11 protein-coding genes are annotated in these 15,285 nt (G+C 67.0%); 3 read left to right on the top strand and 8 right to left on the bottom strand.

The annotated features are described in order from the left end of the window. Positions 1-5 precede the first annotated feature (5 nt). A complete protein-coding gene (locus M2282_RS25840) occupies positions 6-4,184 on the bottom strand; it encodes a WGR and DUF4132 domain-containing protein (protein WP_280811634.1) in 4,179 nt (1,392 codons plus the stop codon). 595 nt (positions 4,185-4,779) lie between these two features. Between M2282_RS25840 and M2282_RS25835 the strand changes: the two genes are divergently transcribed. The 3 genes from M2282_RS25835 (at position 4,780) to M2282_RS25825 (ending at position 6,987) form a co-directional block, all read left to right on the top strand. Continuing rightward, positions 4,780-5,079, top strand: coding sequence for a helix-turn-helix domain-containing protein (locus M2282_RS25835; RefSeq protein ID WP_280811633.1), 300 nt, complete (start codon positions 4,780-4,782; stop codon positions 5,077-5,079). Beyond that, positions 5,079-6,410, top strand: coding sequence for a HipA domain-containing protein (locus tag M2282_RS25830; RefSeq protein WP_280811632.1), 1,332 nt, complete (start codon positions 5,079-5,081; stop codon positions 6,408-6,410). Before M2282_RS25835 ends, M2282_RS25830 begins: the two co-directional genes overlap by 1 nt. Positions 6,411-6,564: 154 nt before the next feature. Continuing rightward, positions 6,565-6,987 carry a PaaI family thioesterase gene (locus tag M2282_RS25825; RefSeq protein WP_280811631.1) on the top strand — a complete coding sequence of 141 codons (423 nt, stop codon included), beginning with the start codon at positions 6,565-6,567 and terminating at the stop codon, positions 6,985-6,987. 169 nt (positions 6,988-7,156) lie between these two features. Here M2282_RS25825 and M2282_RS25820 read toward each other — a convergent pair whose 3' ends face one another. The 7 genes from M2282_RS25820 to M2282_RS25790 all read right to left on the bottom strand — a co-directional run bounded on the left by M2282_RS25820 (position 7,157) and on the right by M2282_RS25790 (position 15,144). After that, entirely contained in the window at positions 7,157-7,849 is a 693-nt protein-coding gene (locus M2282_RS25820; protein ID WP_280811630.1) for a TraX family protein, read from the bottom strand. A gap of 90 nt (positions 7,850-7,939) precedes the next feature. Beyond that, positions 7,940-9,151 (bottom strand): LPD7 domain-containing protein, encoded by a 1,212-nt coding sequence (locus tag M2282_RS25815; protein WP_280811628.1) that lies wholly within the window; start codon positions 9,149-9,151, stop codon positions 7,940-7,942. Positions 9,152-9,213: 62 nt separating this feature from the next. Then, complete coding sequence (locus tag M2282_RS25810; protein WP_280811627.1) at positions 9,214-11,142, bottom strand: type IV secretory system conjugative DNA transfer family protein; 1,929 nt, start codon at positions 11,140-11,142, stop codon at positions 9,214-9,216. Further along, the gene (gene virB11 / locus M2282_RS25805; RefSeq protein ID WP_280811626.1) at positions 11,135-12,283 is read right to left on the bottom strand and encodes a P-type DNA transfer ATPase VirB11; all 1,149 of its coding nucleotides are present in this window, start codon (positions 12,281-12,283) and stop codon (positions 11,135-11,137) included. Before virB11 ends, M2282_RS25810 begins: the two co-directional genes overlap by 8 nt. Next, positions 12,252-13,586 carry a type IV secretion system protein VirB10 gene (gene virB10 / locus M2282_RS25800; protein ID WP_280811624.1) on the bottom strand — a complete coding sequence of 445 codons (1,335 nt, stop codon included), beginning with the start codon at positions 13,584-13,586 and terminating at the stop codon, positions 12,252-12,254. Before virB10 ends, virB11 begins: the two co-directional genes overlap by 32 nt. Beyond that, positions 13,583-14,425, bottom strand: a complete 843-nt coding sequence (locus M2282_RS25795) for a TrbG/VirB9 family P-type conjugative transfer protein (RefSeq protein ID WP_280811623.1) — start codon at positions 14,423-14,425, stop codon at positions 13,583-13,585. Before M2282_RS25795 ends, virB10 begins: the two co-directional genes overlap by 4 nt. Next, on the bottom strand, positions 14,422-15,144 hold the full coding sequence (locus M2282_RS25790) for a virB8 family protein (protein ID WP_280811622.1): 723 nt from the start codon (positions 15,142-15,144) through the stop codon (positions 14,422-14,424). The genes M2282_RS25795 and M2282_RS25790 overlap by 4 nt, the downstream gene beginning before the upstream one ends. Between the last annotated feature and the right edge of the window lie 141 nt (positions 15,145-15,285).

Here is a 15,285-nt window from a genome sequence, read left to right as displayed (position 1 = left end):
GTCGTTCAGGCTCGCAAGCCTTCCATGTCGCGGATCAGTTCACTCGCGGAAATCGGGTCGAGCTGGTTCAGCGTGTCCGCATCCTGCATGTCGCCCCAGCCCGAAGGCTTGCCGACCTGCACCTGGCCCAGCGTCTGCTCGGGGTACTCGTCCACCATGCCGACGATGATGCCGGGGTCGAGGCTCAGCTCGATGACGCGGTTGGTGCCCAGCGGCTTGCTGAAGTACCAGATGCAGCCCGCATCCTGCGCCTGGCCGCGGCGCCAGCCCTTGTTGGCCAGCCCCAGCACGCGACCCGTGGGCACCTTCACGTCCTTCCAGCGTTCGAGCTTCACGCTCTTCTTCTCGTCGTCGGTCAGCGTGTAGACGTCGCGGCCGATCTGCGCGAAGGGCTGCAGCAGTTCGTAGTCGGCGAACACCTGGCCGAAGGCCGCGGCATCGGCTGCTGGCAGGTCCAGCGCATGCGGCACGCCGATGCGGATGTTCGCGCCGTGGCCTGGTTCTGGCAGCTCGAACGGATCGTCCTCCGCCGTGGTGGAGCTGCCGTCCTCCGCCACGCGGAAGCACGCCTGCAGCGTGCCGCCGTAGCTGCTGCCCTCGGCCGCGCCTTCCACCGCATACACGCCCCAGATCAGCCGCTGCACGATGTGGCGCACCAGCGGATGCTCGACCAGGAACATGCGAAACACCTCGGGCGCCCAGCGGCGGCGCGCGCACATCGCCACCTCCAGGCGCAGCAGCTGCTGGCTGGCGATGGTGCGCGCGTCCTTTTTCAGCAGCTTGAAGCGCTCGACGGCCTCCTTGCTCAGCTCGGCGTCGTCGGTCTTCTTGGACTTGGGCAGGTCGGGCAGGCGCGCGCCGTCCACGCCGTCGATGGTTTCGCGCACATAGGGCTTGAGCGTTTCGTCGAAGCCCACCTTGAACGCGCGCGGGCCGAAGTCCAGCCGCATCGTGCCCTGCTCGTCCAGGCCGAGGTCGGGCGCGAGCCGGTCTTCGAGTTCTTCGGTGCTCAGGCCGCGCGCTTCGGCAATGGCGTCGATCTTCTCGCGCGCCTTGTCCTGCAGGCCCTTGAACTTGACCTTCTGCGCAATGCCGTTGAGCAGCATCAGCGCGACGTCGCTTCCGATGGTGGCCAGCACGTCCAACCCGGCGACGGCGCGCGCATGCGCCGCCTCGCCGGGCCACGCGCGAATGAAGGGCGTGAGCTTGCGCGCGGTGTCGTCGTTGCCGAACTGGCCCAGCACGGTGAGTGCCCAGCCTTCCTTGCTCGGGCCGCTGGCCTCGAGCCAGGCGGTGAAGGCGTCCCAGGCGAACTCGGCCAGCGAGCCGGCGTCGCAGGCCTCCCTGACCACGGCGATGCCGCCGTAGATTTCCTCGTTGGTCGGGAAGGTCAGCATCTGGCCGAGGTTGTCGAGCGCATCGTCGGGCAGGGCCTTGCCGTTCTTCAGCGTCGGCCGGCGCCAGCTGCGCGGCTGCCAGAACTCGGGCAGCTTGGCGCGCTTGGTGGGGAAGCGGTCGAGCGGGCTTTCGTCGAGCACCGCGCGCAATGCCTCCACCACCTCGGGCTTGCCGTAGCGGCCGGCCACGTCGAGCAGCAGCGCCTCGTGGCCGTTGGCCTGCAGCAGGCGCAGCGCGGAGCCCGCGCAGTCGCGCGCCTCGCCGGCTTTGCCGAGCGCGGGCGCAATCAGGCCGCAGGCGGTGTGCTCGGGGTACTTCAGCAGCCAGGCGCGGCCTTCGGCGCGCAGCGTCTTCAGCTTGGCGAAGGCACGTGCAGCCGGCATGGCGAGTTCGGCCGCGCCGTAGTTCTGCGCATACGAGAGGTTCTCGGTCGGCTTGGTGCGCACCATGGCGACCAGCCCCGGCAGCACAGCCAGGCCGTGGGTGGCCAGCATCACGCCGATGTCGTCGCTTTCCGATTCGCCCGCAATCGCGTTCCAGAACGGCACGCCCACCGCGGCCGGAAGCAGCGCCGCCACGAACGAGTCGAAACGGAACCAGTAGTAGCGACCCTCCTTGCGTTCGCCGAGCATGGCGCGCCAGTTCGCGATCAGCGCGGCGGTGTCGCCGGCCTTGATGGCGGCTTCCGCGGCCTTGCCGAGCGGCCCGTGCTCTTTCTTGTCCTTGCGGTCGAAGCCCAGCTGGTCGAGCAGCACCGCAATGTCTTTCCTGGCCAGGTCCTGGCGGCTCTTTTGCCAGGAGGCGAGCCGCAGCGCGCTCTCGCGCAGGCCTTTGCCCCATTGCTCGACCGGGGCCAGCGCCAGCGGTTCGAGCACCAGCGCCGCGGCAGTCTTCTTCTGCGTCTTGGCCAGCCACGGCGGCGCGGCCAGCACGCCGGGCAGCTCGCTCGCATCGGCCACCTCGGTGGGGCCGGCGAGCAGCGCCAGTTGTTGGTCGATGACAGTCTGCGCGCCCGCGTCGAGCCAGGGCCGCAACGCGGGCAGGGCCGCGCCGTGCGCGCGCAGCAGCCGGGTGAGGCTGGGCTTGACGAGGTTGGCGTCCTTGCCGCCTGCCGCGACCAGCCGCGACAGCGCGGGAATCGCCGCCAACGGCCAGCGGTCGACGGCCAGCGCCAGGCGTGCCAGCGCGCCCTTCGACGTGCTCGCCACGCGGGCCAGCGCATGCACCGCGTCGGGCGTGCCGATGCAGGCGAGCGCGTCGCCCGCGTCGTCGGTGGCCGCACCGCGCTCCAGCACGGGCACGGCGTCGACACCGCGCTCTTGCACCAGCGTGCTGGTCATGGGGCCGTTGCCCCAGAAGCCGCTCGAATAGCTCAGCCGCACCTTGGCAGCCAGCGCGACGGCGTCGGGGTCGGTGGCCGTCAGCTGCAGCCAGTGCATCGTCTCGGGCGCGGGCTTCACGGCCGCAAGCGCGTGCACCAGCGCGTTGGAAATTTCGGGCGCATCGGGCAACAGCATCGCCAGCGCCGGCTGGCGGCTCGGGTACACGCGGGGCAGGCCGGCCTCGATGCGGTCGCGGCAGTCCTGCCAGACCTCGGGGGCGGCCAGTGCCAAGTGCGCGCGGAAGGCTTGCTCGCCGTCGTCCAAGGGGCCGTAGTAGGCGCTGCCCATTTGCTTGGAGACGCTGGCGCTGAAGCTGTACTGGTGCTTCTTCGCCGCCCGGTCGTAGTCGGACTGCACCTCGATCTGCTGCGCGGCCAGCAGGATGTCGACCGCGCCTGGCAGGCCGTACTGCGCCGCCAAGTAGGGCACCAGTTGCGTGCCTATCTGACTGTTGCCGTGGTTGCCGCTGCTCAGCGCAAACGCCAACAGCACGGTGTCGGCCTCGGCATCAGCCGCGGGAATGGGCTGCGTGCTGCGATCGATCATGCGCTGCGTGGCGTCGCGCAGCGCCGCGTCGGTGCCGGTCATGTTCACGTGGATGTCGAGCTTGCGGCGCACCGGCAGCCAGGCCGCGCCCACGCTCACCGGCGGCTCGATCGGCTTGGGCGGGAAACGGCGCGAGGGGAAGGCTTCGCGCAGTATGTCGGGGGACAGCCGGATGGGCGTGCCGGCGGCGAGCCAGGGCGGTGTGTCGGCGCTGATGGCGAGATCAGAGGCCGATGCGGACGAAGCCGCTACCTGCGTGGTCGAGGCCGAGGTGCCCAGTTCCTTCGCGATGGCCTGCGCGTCTTTGGGCGGCGAGCAACTGGTGCCCCAGCCCTCCAGCAGGCCCGCGGACTGCAGCCGCTTGAAGGCGAGCGCGGCGCCTTGTTCGCTCACGCCGTGCTGGCGCCTGAGGCTGGAGGGCGACAGCGTGTCCTTGCGGGTGAGCGTGCCGTTTTCGATCTGGGCGCGCACCACTTCGAACGCGCGATCGGCCTGGCTGTCGATGCCTTCGGCGGGCGCGTCCGCCGCGGCGGTATGGTTTGCGGGCGCGGCCTTCGCTGCCGATGCGGCCGTGGCCATTTCCGGCGCTGCCTCGGCCTTCACTTTCGTCTCGGCCTTCGCCTCGGTCTTGCCGATGGCTGCATCGGCCGCCACGCCAACTTCGCTGTAACCCTTGCCCGTCTTCTCGGCCGCCAGCTTGGTCAGCGCGGTGGCGGCCTTGGCGGCGTCGGCGAAAGATTTGGTCTGGCTCTGTCCCGCGGTGCCGATGCGGCCCCAGCGGATGTTGAGGTCGGTGTCCGACTGCTCCACTTCCCAGAATTTGCTGGCGGTTCCTTCGATCAGTTCAAAACGGCGCATGGAAAAACGTCCTCCTGTGAATGCATGGCGCGCCCGCGCGCGATGCGTGGAGCGCTGGATGTGGGGCGGATGAATGAGACGGCCCTGGCGGGCTGCGGCCGTCAGCCACGCAAAGGCGGTACCGCCGGTGGCGCTGAAAAAACAGGCGGCGCAAAAGCATGGAATCTCATGCTCGAATCATGCACTGTGGCTCGCGGGGCGCGAGGTAAGAAGAAGGTTTGAAGTACAGACGCGTCTCGCGCGTCTGGCCCCCGTTGCCTATCCGGTGTGTGCTGCGCTGCCCGGCTTTTCCCGGCGAATGCATAGGACGGCCAAGAGGTAAGGTGACCCCGATAAGGGGCGGTGCTCCTGCTGTCGCTCGACAGCCGGGACGCACTTTGAGCTCCTCAGCTACCGCCTGCCGGTGCGAACAAATCCGATGTTCCGGCGACATGAGTTGCGCGATTTGCCTCCCCATGAAACGCCTGCTTCGTGCAATGTTTCGTTATGTCGAAATAAAGCGTTACGCTAGGGTAAACGGCGCTTTGTTTCGTTATGCCGAAATTAATACTGCCTTCCTGGCTTTTGGTTTATAGTTTCGGACAAGCGAAACAATATGGCCCGCACACTTCCTGAATTCCAGCAGAACCTGAGTCCAGCCGCTGCATCCCTCGAGCAACTCGGCAAACTCGTGCGAAATCGACGCGCCCAGTCGCGCATGCGCATCGACGACGCTGCTTCCCTCAGCGGAGTCTCCAGTGACGTGCTTTCTCGCTTGGAGAACGGCAAGCCGGTGACCGCTGACAAGCTCATGCTGGTGCTGGAGAGTCTGGGCCTTCGCATGCTCGTCGTGCCCAAGACCGACATTCCTGCCCTCGAAGCAGTGCTTGCCCCCTTGGCGAGCGAAGGTCGCTGATGGAAGGGTACATCCTGGACGTGTACGCGGGAGCCGTGCGCGTCGGCACGCTCGGCTACGACCAGGTTCAGGATGCCTTCCAGTTCGACTACGACGCTGCCTGGCTGGCCTGGCCAAGCCGGTACCCGCTCTCGCCACACCTGCCCTTGGAGGGTGGCGCAGCGCCGCAGGCCATCCGCCGGTTCCTGGAGAACCTGCTCCCTGAAGGCGAGGCACTGGTTGTGGCGGCCAACGATGCTCGCGTGGCGCGCAACAACGTCTTCGGCCTTCTTCGCCACCTCGGACATGAGACTGCTGGCGCGCTGAGCTTTATCGCCGCCGGCCAAGTGCCGGCCGAGCAGGAGCCACTGCGCCGGCACCTGGCGTTCGAAGAGCTGCAGGCACGGATCGACAACCGCGCGAACGAACCCTTCAACCGGTGGGACGGCAAAGTGCGCATGTCCATTGCGGGGCACCAGGACAAGCTTCTGGTGGCCATCGAAGAAGATCAACTGTTCCTTGTTGACGGGGTGCTGTCGTCTACGCACATTCTCAAGCCCGAGCCTGCGCGCGAGCACACGAGGTTCATGGTGGCCAACGAGCATTTCTGCATGCAACTGGCCAATCGCATCAGCATGCGACGCTGGAAGGCGCCCTGTGCCGCGCAGGTGAGCATCCTGCGGGTACCGTCGCCCGTCTTGAGCATCGAGCGGTTCGACCGCCGCAGGACACCGGACGGTGTCGAGCGGTTGCACATCATTGATGGGTGCCAGGCGCTGGATCTTTCGGTGAGTGCAAAGTACGAGCGCAACGTGGGGGATCAACCTGAGGTGCGGCACATTCGCGATGGCGCCAGTTTCGAAAAGCTCGGCACGCTCAGGCCGGGGTTCGTCGAACCGGCGCTGGGGATGCAGCGCCTGGTCCTTTGGGCGGTCACGACTCTGCTCTTCGGCAACAGCGATTCGCACGGCAAGAACGTCTCGTTCTTCGTCAACCGCACCGGGCTCACGCCGACGCCGCTGTATGACCTGGTGAGCGTCGTGCAGTACGCGGGGTTCCATCACGACCTGGCCATGGCATTCGGGGATGAGTTCGAGCTTGAAGCAGTGCGCTCGTTCGCGCTTGCAGACTTCTGCATTCGCATGGGCATCGAACGCAGGTACTTCGCACGTGAGCTGACGCGACTCTGTGAGCTCGCACTTCGAGAGGCGCCGACGCAGGCGGCGGACCCGGCGTACAAGGGAGAGGAAGTCGCTTTCGTGAAGGGCCTTGCTCAGTTCGTGGCCACCAGAGCGCAGGCCCTGTTGGCCATGGCGCGCGACATCCCTAAATTCACTGCGGACAACTTCTAGTTGTCGACGTCGCAAGACCAGAGCAGCCGCTCCTTGCAGCAATGCCATTGGGCAGCGGCAGTCCCCGGGGCGGGATGAACCGCAAAAACTACGGACGACAGACTGCCCCGCTCCAGATGAGAATGACCGCTGATTTCATCAGCGCACGATTTCAATGAACGACGATCTAGAAGCACGAATTCGCTCCGGCCAGGCATTGGCCGAATCGATGGGCAACTTCCACGTGACGGGATGGTCGCCCGAGCGCAAGACGCTCCAGGCCGCCTTCACGGTAAGACGCGAGTATTGCCATACGAACGGCACCATCGCCCAAGGTGGATTCATCACCGCCTGGCTCGATGCCGCCATGGCCCATGCCGTGATGCACGACTCAGAGCACCTTCAGACTGTCTTCAGCCTCGAAATCAAGGTGAGCTTCTATGAAAAGGTCGGCCCGGGTGAGGGGCGGGTCGAAGGGCGGGTGATCAAGCGCGGCAAGCGCGTCGCGTTTCTCGAAGCTGCGCTCTACAACCCGGAGGGCAAGTTGGCGGCCGAGGCATCGTCAACCGGAATACTGGCAAGCACTCTAGTGCGTTGACGCCGACAGCGAGTTGCGTGGGACGGCTCGGGCCTGCATGGGCGTCGCTCGCTCAGGTCGCACAGTTCGATCATGGCGACGGAAGCGCGCTTGACTTGCCGCGCCGACATGCAACATCGCTCGAAAGCTCGGCAGTCGCTTGCGAACGCTTGCCACTGGTTCTTTCCCGTCATGCGGGTCTCGGCACCATGGCAATCAGTGACAGATGCGCAGGGTAGTAGGCGTAGAAGACCCATCGACAGCGGCGCAACGGAATGTCGACCTGCCGGGCCGCCAAGATCAAGGGCAGGGCGGCCAGCGCGGAAAAGTTGCCGTTGACGATTGCGAGCGAGGCTGTCGCCAGGGCCCACAAGAGCATCCTGACCCCATTGGGACGGCGCGCGAACCCCCAGGCGCCGAGGCAGCAGAGCAGTGCGGACCACCAGAACTCCACCAGCGCACCTCCTATGAGGAAGGTGATCGATGCCGCGACGCGCGCCACCGCGCCGCCGCGTTCGAGCAGCCATACGATCAAGGTCGCCAACCAAAGCGTCACGAGTATGTTCAACGGCCACCAGCCGACAAGGAGAACGAAAGCGGGTGTCGCCAGCAGCGCGAAGGCCGCCAACCGCCTCATGATGCGCAGATGCATGCCGGCTCGAAACGCGCCGGGCCGCGCCAGGTTGGCCATGAGGACGAAGCCAAAAAGCGGCATCACCATGCGCCCCAGTGCGTAGAGCGTGGGACTCGCCTCCTGCAGCAGGTACTTGTTGACGTGATCGCCGGTCATGAGCACCAGACCGACCCATTTGAGCGCCTCCAGGGAGCCGTCCGAGATCGACCAGGCCGTCGCGGGCGCTGCGGGCTTCGCCAGGGAGTGCATCGACAAGCCCTCGCACACGTGGGTGGTTTTTTTGGAACTTCTTCGCGCCTTCACTTGGCGGCCGTCGTTCGATGGTGTGGCCGGCGCCGCCTAGACGCGCTCAGGGCTGGGCGCTCCTCGGTCTCTGGCCGTGCGCCGGCGCACATGCACGGGGGTGGGACAGGGGCGGCGATCCGGGAGATGGATCGAATGGCCTTGTGCCAGCGCGTCGGCGATGCGTTCGCGGATCAGTTGGAGCAGCCGCTGCTGGGAGTCCCGATCGCTGGTCACGCGCGTCGCGTACTGCTCGGCCAATGCCAGGCCGGCAGCCGCGGCGGACAGTTGCGGATGCTGTCGACGGATCTCGGGGGACACCGTTTCGCCGCTTCGTATGCGCATCGCGCGCTCCTCCATGGCGCGAAGGTAGTCCGGAGTCTCGATGCGCCATACGGCACGCTGCGTGACGATTCTTTTGTCTCCGGTTGGCTCGCCCTGCGCATTGCGCTGCGCCACGAGGACTTTCACCGGATGCGCGCCGTGCCGTGTGAGGACCACCTGGTCGCCGATGCGCGGTCGCGAAGCGGATTCCGCGAGCGCGCGTTCGAGGTCCGCACCCCACACCGTGCGATCGCCAGTCTCGGTGCGGACCCTTACGTAGAAGGACATGCGCTGCGCCGGATCGAATTGGTAGGGTGCGGCGGCCGCTGCAACCAGCATTCCTCGAACGGTCGACCTGGGGGCCGTGCGCGGCCGATGGTCTTGCGGCAGCTCCGCCGGATCTGGCGCGGCATCGTGAGCCGCGCCCCGGCCGCGTGACCCATCGCGCGCCATCGCTGCCCCGCGTTCCTCCGGTGCTGTCCGGGTTGCCGGCGCCTGAGCGGCGCCCTTTTCATGGGATGGCTGAGAGGGCTTTGAGGCGCGCCGCATCTGAAGGATTTCCACCTCCGTCGGTTCGTAGCCTTGGACCTCGATGCCGCGCAACGCGGCTTCGCGCCACATGCCCTGCCGGAAGCTCTCGGTGCCCCTGACGGTGAGCGCCCGCCAGCCCCGCGCCTCGGCGATCGCCACCACGCCGTGCAGCACCTCGCGGTTCTCGGTCCCCACGCGAATGCGGGCGCCGTCGTCGATGAAGGCGAGGGTGCGGTCCGGAAAGAAGTACCGGTTGTCGACGCGCAGGTAGCGGCGTTCGACGGCATCGGGCACGCGGGGATGGCCGCGTCCCGCACGAGGAGCACTGCCCTGGACGAAGCCGGTCTCTTCGTGCGTAGTGGAACCCGAGGCGCCGGAAGGCGGCGGGCTGTCGGAAGGTTGGTCTGTGGACATCGCGGCTCCTTTCGCATGCGTGCTGTTCGGGGCGCCCTGATTTCAGACTTGAGCTGAGGGCGTCAGTCCAGGATGTGCGCCATGAACTCGTCGGCATGGCGCTTCAAGTCCTCCTCGCTGAGCTTCTCTGTGGGAATCTCCACGTCATCGAAGTCGAACGAGAAATCGTCCAGCTGCAGGTCGTCGGCGACCGCGTCGCCGCGCGCGGTCGCGGCGCTTGGGTTCGCTGGTGCCAGCCCACCGCCCTTGGGCGCGGCGCCTGTGGTGAAACCGGAACTCATGCCAGGGGTGTCTTGCTCGTCATCGGTCACGGCCAGCGGAACTGGCGCGAGGATGTCACCGCGCCTGGCCACGCCGAGCTTGGGCACCGGCGGCGGTGGCCGTTCGCGCGGGGCGAAGAACCGGTCGCGGAAGTAAAGGACGCGATGCGCCAGCACTGGCCGAAGGCCTTCGTGGAAGAGAAGCATCCGGTCCGTCCCGAGCTCCTTGACCTCCTGGGGCAGCAGCAGGCGCCGCGGCTGCTCGCTGATGCTCACCGTCGATGCCTTGCCTGCGCCACCCCACATCGGGCGGCTGACGTTCTTCTGCCGGACGGTGTAGGTCCCCAGCTCGCGCGAGATAGCTTCGGCGTCCTCGTACTCCTTGGGCGGGAACACGATGCGTGCGGCCAGCATCTTGCGGATCGACTTGGCGCCCTCGATGCCGTACTTCTCGATCAGCTGCGAGTGGGACTGCACGATGACGACGGTGCGCACGTTGTAGCCCGGGAGGAAGGCCGTGGAATCGGCGATGACCGGGATGCGCCCGAGCGCCGCGAACTCGTCGAGCATCAGCAGCAGTTGGTGGCGAAGCTGCGGGTTGCTCTCGGGAAGCTCGCGCGTCTGAAGCCCGATCGCCTGCTGGAAGAACAGGTTCAGCAGCGGCTGCAGCCGGGCGATGTTGTCGGGATTGATCTGCACATAGATCGAGATCGGACGCTTGCGCAGGTCCCGCAGGTCGAAGTCGTTGGCCGAGGTGGCCGCATCGATCATCGGGTTGAGCCACAGGTCCAGGCGGCTGGTGAAGGTCTTGCGGATGCTCGAGGCCGTGGTCGGCGCCAGGTCGATCACGTCATAGAGGCTCTGCACCGCTTCCTGCGACAGCGGATAGCCGGCGCGCTCGCAGGCGTCGATCACGCGCTTCCAGTGTTTCTGGAAGCCTTCCGCGTCGCTGGCCATGCCCTGGCGCAGCACCTCGCCCAGGGTGCGCGTGGCGCCCGGGGTCTCGAAGAGGTACAGAGCGATGCCCAGGAACAGCGACCGGGCCGACGAGCTCCAGAAGGGGTCGCCCGCCTGCGGATCGGGAAAGAGCATCGTGCCAATGCGCTGCAGGTCGTCGATGCAGCGGTAGGGCTGCTCGGACACGTAGCCCAGCGGATTCCAGCGTGCCGAGCACTCGCGTTCGGACAGCGGATCGAACAGGTGCACCTCCTGCCCATGGGTCGCACGAAAGCCCGCCGTGCGTGTGAAGTTCTCGCCCTTGATGTCGCTGACGATGGCCGAGCCGGGCCAGTTCAGCAGATTGGGGATGACCACGCCCACGCCCTTGCCGCTGCGCGGCGGGGCTTCGAGCTCGACACCTTGCTGGCCGGGCAGCACCAGATAGCGGTTGCCCAGGCGCCCGAGGATGATGCCGTGCTCCTGCAGCAGCCCCGCCCGCGCAATTTCGCGCCGACTCGCGAACCGGGCCTCGCCGTGCAGCGGCCGGCGACGCGGCAGCATGGCGACGCCCACCAGGCCCAGCACGAGGCCCTGGGAACCCGCCAGCGATGTCATGAGGGCGCGGCGCACCTCCGGCTGATCGCCGTAGGCCTGCCAGTAGGCATGGAGCGTGAGCAGCGTGACTTGCTGCGGTGGCAGTTTCATCGCCATCAGGAATGCGTGGCCTGCGACGTAGACGCCGACGATCACGGCCACCAGCAATGCGACCGCAATCCTGAAAGGGCTAGGCAAGCCGTCGGTTCTTGGTGCCTGGGTCATACCAGATCTCCCGCACGATGCGCCGCGGACGGCCGTCCCGGCGTTCGCGCGCGCACTGCACGACGATGTCCACGCTCATCTGCGCCAATTCCACGCCGTCGCGCGTGCTCATGCCCTGGCCCGCCTGGCTGCGCTTCATCAACTGCGCCAGCGCCACGAAGGCCATCGCCGCGCTGTCCGCATGCACGCTGGTGATCGAGCCGGGGTGGCCGGTGTTCACAGACACCAGGTAGTCGTAGACCTCTTCGCCGGTCCGCAATTCCGACACGAACACGCGGTCGGGCCGCTGCCGCTTGGCACCGGCCAGCAGCTGACCGGGCGTGACCTCGGCTTGCCCCTGGGCGCCTTGCGAGTAGAAAAGCCTCACGTGGTTGGGCTGGTTGCGCAGCGACAGTTCCTTCACGTCCTCGATCGTGATCAAACGGTCCTCCGGTGGCACCTCGAGGATCAGCGCCTTGCCGACCGTGGTCTTGCCGGAGCCGGTGGCACCGGACAACAGGATGTTCTTGCGCCACTGCACCGCACGGCGCAGGAACGGCACGAACTCGCGACATGCGAGAAGCCCGGCCAGTTCCCGATCCTCCGGTGCCAGGTTGTCCAGATCGGTCGGCCGCAGCGGGCAGGCGGGGACGCTGCATGTCGGCTCGAAGACGCGCAGATCAGCCAGCTCTTCGAGGCTCCAGAGCGTGTGGGACGGACGCCGGATCGTGATCGAGACGGTCCGCTCCAGCGTCGCGGGCGGCAGCACGATCTGGATTCGTTCGCCGCCCGGGAGGGTGGCGGACAGGAGCGGCTCGTTGGCCGAGATGCGCTGGTGCGTGAAATTGGCCACGAGCTTGGCGATGGCCATGCACCAGTCGAAGCTCGCGAACGGCAACTCTTCGCGCAGCCAGCCCGACTGCCGTTCCACGAAAGCCGCGCCGGGCTCGTTGATGCAGATCTCGGTGACCTCGGGATCGTCCAAGAGACGGCCGAGCGGACCGAGGAAAAGGACAAGGGACGAGGGCGGCTCCGCGGGTGCCGCGGCGGTCACGGCGCTGGTCGCCAATGGCAGGTCGCCGGTGGCGGCGCAGGGCTCGCGTTCAGGGATGGGCTGGGTCGCTTCGAAGCGCATAGACGCTCCTGAAATCCACATCGCGTGCGACCAGGATCTGGATTCGCTCGCCCTGGTTCTTGATGACTGTCGGCGGAATCGACACGGTGCTGCGCAGCACCTCCGTCATGACGTCGCGGCTGCCCTGCGGACCGAGCACCAAGCCGCCGCCGCTGCCGACCCGGGTGCCGCTTTGCTGCTGGGCGGCGATCGCCTGCATCGTGCCGTCGATCACCGAGATCAGGACCGCGGCACCGAAGCGATCCCAGAAATGGGTGTCGACGAAACCGGGCAACCCGCTGCGCCCCAGTTCGTCGGTTCCGGGTGAGGCAAGCTGGACCACGACGCCTGTCGGGGTGCGCGCTTCGTTCCACACGATGAAGACGCGGCCCTGTCCCTGCCGCGGCGTTCCGCGCTGCTCGCCCACGTACTTGGTGCCGCGCTCCAGCAGCACGACCTTGCCGTCCGCCCCGTAGATGTCGCTGGCGCCGATGCAGGTGGTCATGCCCTCGTAGGTGGAGTCGATGGCGGTCTCCAGCGTGCAGTCGATGAATGCGCCCTTGGGCAGAAGCATGCGCCGTGTGGGCAGGGTCTGGGCGAGGACCGCCGGGGTCGGCGTCGGCCGGAGGTTCGCGGCAAGTTGCCCGCCGCCGCCGGATGCGGCCGAGCCGGCGCCAAGCGGCTGCAGCGCGCCGAACAACTGGGACATGCCAGGCATGCCGCCGGCGGGCAGCGCTGCCGGATCTGCGAACCCGTGCGGTGCTGAAATGCCCGAGGGCTGGGCGGACTGCGCGCGCCGAAGCACCGGGGTGCCTAACTGCCGTTCCAGTGCGATCTGCGCGGGCGTCTTCTGGGAAGGGCTCGTGTTGACAGCCGCGGTCGACGGGGCAGCGGGAGTGCCGGCGATGGGCGGCGCCTGCGGCGGTGTTTGCGGGGGATCGATGCGGCCGAGCGGTGGCACCTTCATCTCGCCGCCGGCACGTGCCGAGGCCGCCTTTCTCGCGGCCTCTTCGGCCTCGCGGGTCTTGGCGTACTGCGTGTTGTAGTACCAGAACAGGAAGCCGCCGCCGAGGAGAATGATCACAGCCAGCGCCAGGAACCCGCTGATGCGCGACTGGACAGAGCGCTCGCGATTGACCGATGGCATGGCGCGTTCGCCTCGGACCGTGGCGCGCTCGTCGGCGATGCGGGATGCGGCGTTTCCGGTGACCGCCTCGGTCTGTCCAGGCAGGATCTCTCCGGTTTCGGGGTCGATCTCGGACGCGTCGGAATGCGTCGGCGGATCGATTCGGGCGCCACGGCGAGGCTGGTCGATCCAGGTCACGGCCGCTCTCCTGTCGTCGTGCGCCGCACATCTTCTGCGCTCGTGTGGGTCGGGGTGCGCGCGCCGCCGCCGACGAACGACCGGTTGACCACGCAGCCGACCAGGCCGCCGCGCCGCAGCACGAAGCGACGCGCCACCCGGTGGATCACCACCTCATCCGCTTCGATGCTGAAGTTCAGCAGCGACTCGGATCCGTCGTCGTTGCGCACGAACATGGCCGGAAAGTCTGACTGCGCCTGAAAGCGGAGTCGCGTTTGCACGCCGTCGTCGTGGGCACTCACGGGCTTGAGCGAATCGCTGCCGCAGAACCAGTAGTCGGCGTTGCGAGGGCGATTCGAGGCCTCCTCGTTCATGCGCGCCTCGGTCCGGCGTCGCTCCTGATCCGCCGCTGCGGCGCGGGCCTCGTCCTCCGGGTAGGTGAAACGAATCGAATACACCATGCGCTTGGTCGCACCGCCCGCGGGCGCGACGGAAGACACGATGAAGTCGAAATGGTAGGCCCGCCGATTCGTGAGGAGGGTGAAGTTGGTCGAGGCGCGCGCTTCCTTGGGCTTGATGAAGAAGTGGTTGCGCTCGGCGCCGACATCGAAAGCACCGTTGTCGCCAGCGCCAAGGTTCACGAACTCCTCGCCTTCGGCAAACTGCAGATGGATCTGGTAGCCCACATAGCCTTGAAGCGTGACGACGTCCTCGGGGTTGTAGGCAACCATACGCACCCGGGCATCGACCTTGCCCGCCGGCGGCACGGTCGCGGTTCGGCCGTGCGGCGCGGCAAACGCAAGACTTGCCGCCAATCCGATCGCGAAGGCAAACCTGCGGTGCATGCGCCACGGCTTCATCGCGCCTCCTGCCTGCTCGGTGCAGCGCTGGCCGGGGCGACCTCGGGTTCGCGGCGATATTCGACGACGCGAAAGCCCAGTGGATTGAGCGATCGCATCTTGTTGTCCGTCGATGGCGGGACATAGGCGAACTCGATCGTGGCCACCCAGTGGCTGGTCTGCTCCTCGCCGGTGCCGCCTGCGCGCGTCAAGCGGGCGAAGCGGACCTGTGCCAGCTTGTCCTTCCCGCTCTCCAGCTTGAGGAAGGTGACCGATCGCACCTGCGCGCGGATGGACGTGCCATCCTTGTAGGCGTTCAGAGGTGAGGTCGGGTTGTCGGCGGCCCACGAAGCGGCCCACTCCTGGTTCAACCGAGGCGAGTTCTGCGAGGCGACCAGTTCGTAGTCCGCCTCTGCGGTACCGTAGAAGTAGCGCTCGCGCGCGATCACGTAGTTCTGCAGCAGGTTGCGGGTCACCAGATGCTCGATGTCGGTCGTGCCCTCGTAGGTGGGAACGACGTCGACGATCCCGCTGCTGCTGTCGACGCGGATGAGAACGGGAACAGGCTGCTTCAGCGGCGTGAGTGCGCTGACGGCCGCGACCGAGAGCACTGCGACCAGTGTCGCCGCTGCGGCCACGGTCCAGGCGATCTTGTTTGATCGCTCTGCGCGGCGCGCGCGGTCGAGTTCCCAGCTCTGGGCTTCGCTCAGGTAGTTTTCAAGGGCGGCGTTCCGGCGCATGGACCGCTCCTGATTCGGAAACGCCGTTCGGGATGTTGATCGGCGTGAGCGGACCTTCGCAGTCCGGCGGCGTAGGCGGGCGAGTGCCGCATGCAGCCAGCAGAACGGCGAACAAGGAAAGGATCGTCGAAGGCTTCATCT

Origin of the sequence: Variovorax boronicumulans (genome assembly GCF_029892485.1) — a bacterium.
In the GTDB taxonomy this organism is placed as follows: Bacteria; Pseudomonadota; Gammaproteobacteria; order Burkholderiales; family Burkholderiaceae_C; genus Variovorax; species Variovorax boronicumulans_B.
Note: the sequence above shows the minus strand (reverse complement) of the source record. Positions and strands in the feature narration are given on the sequence as shown.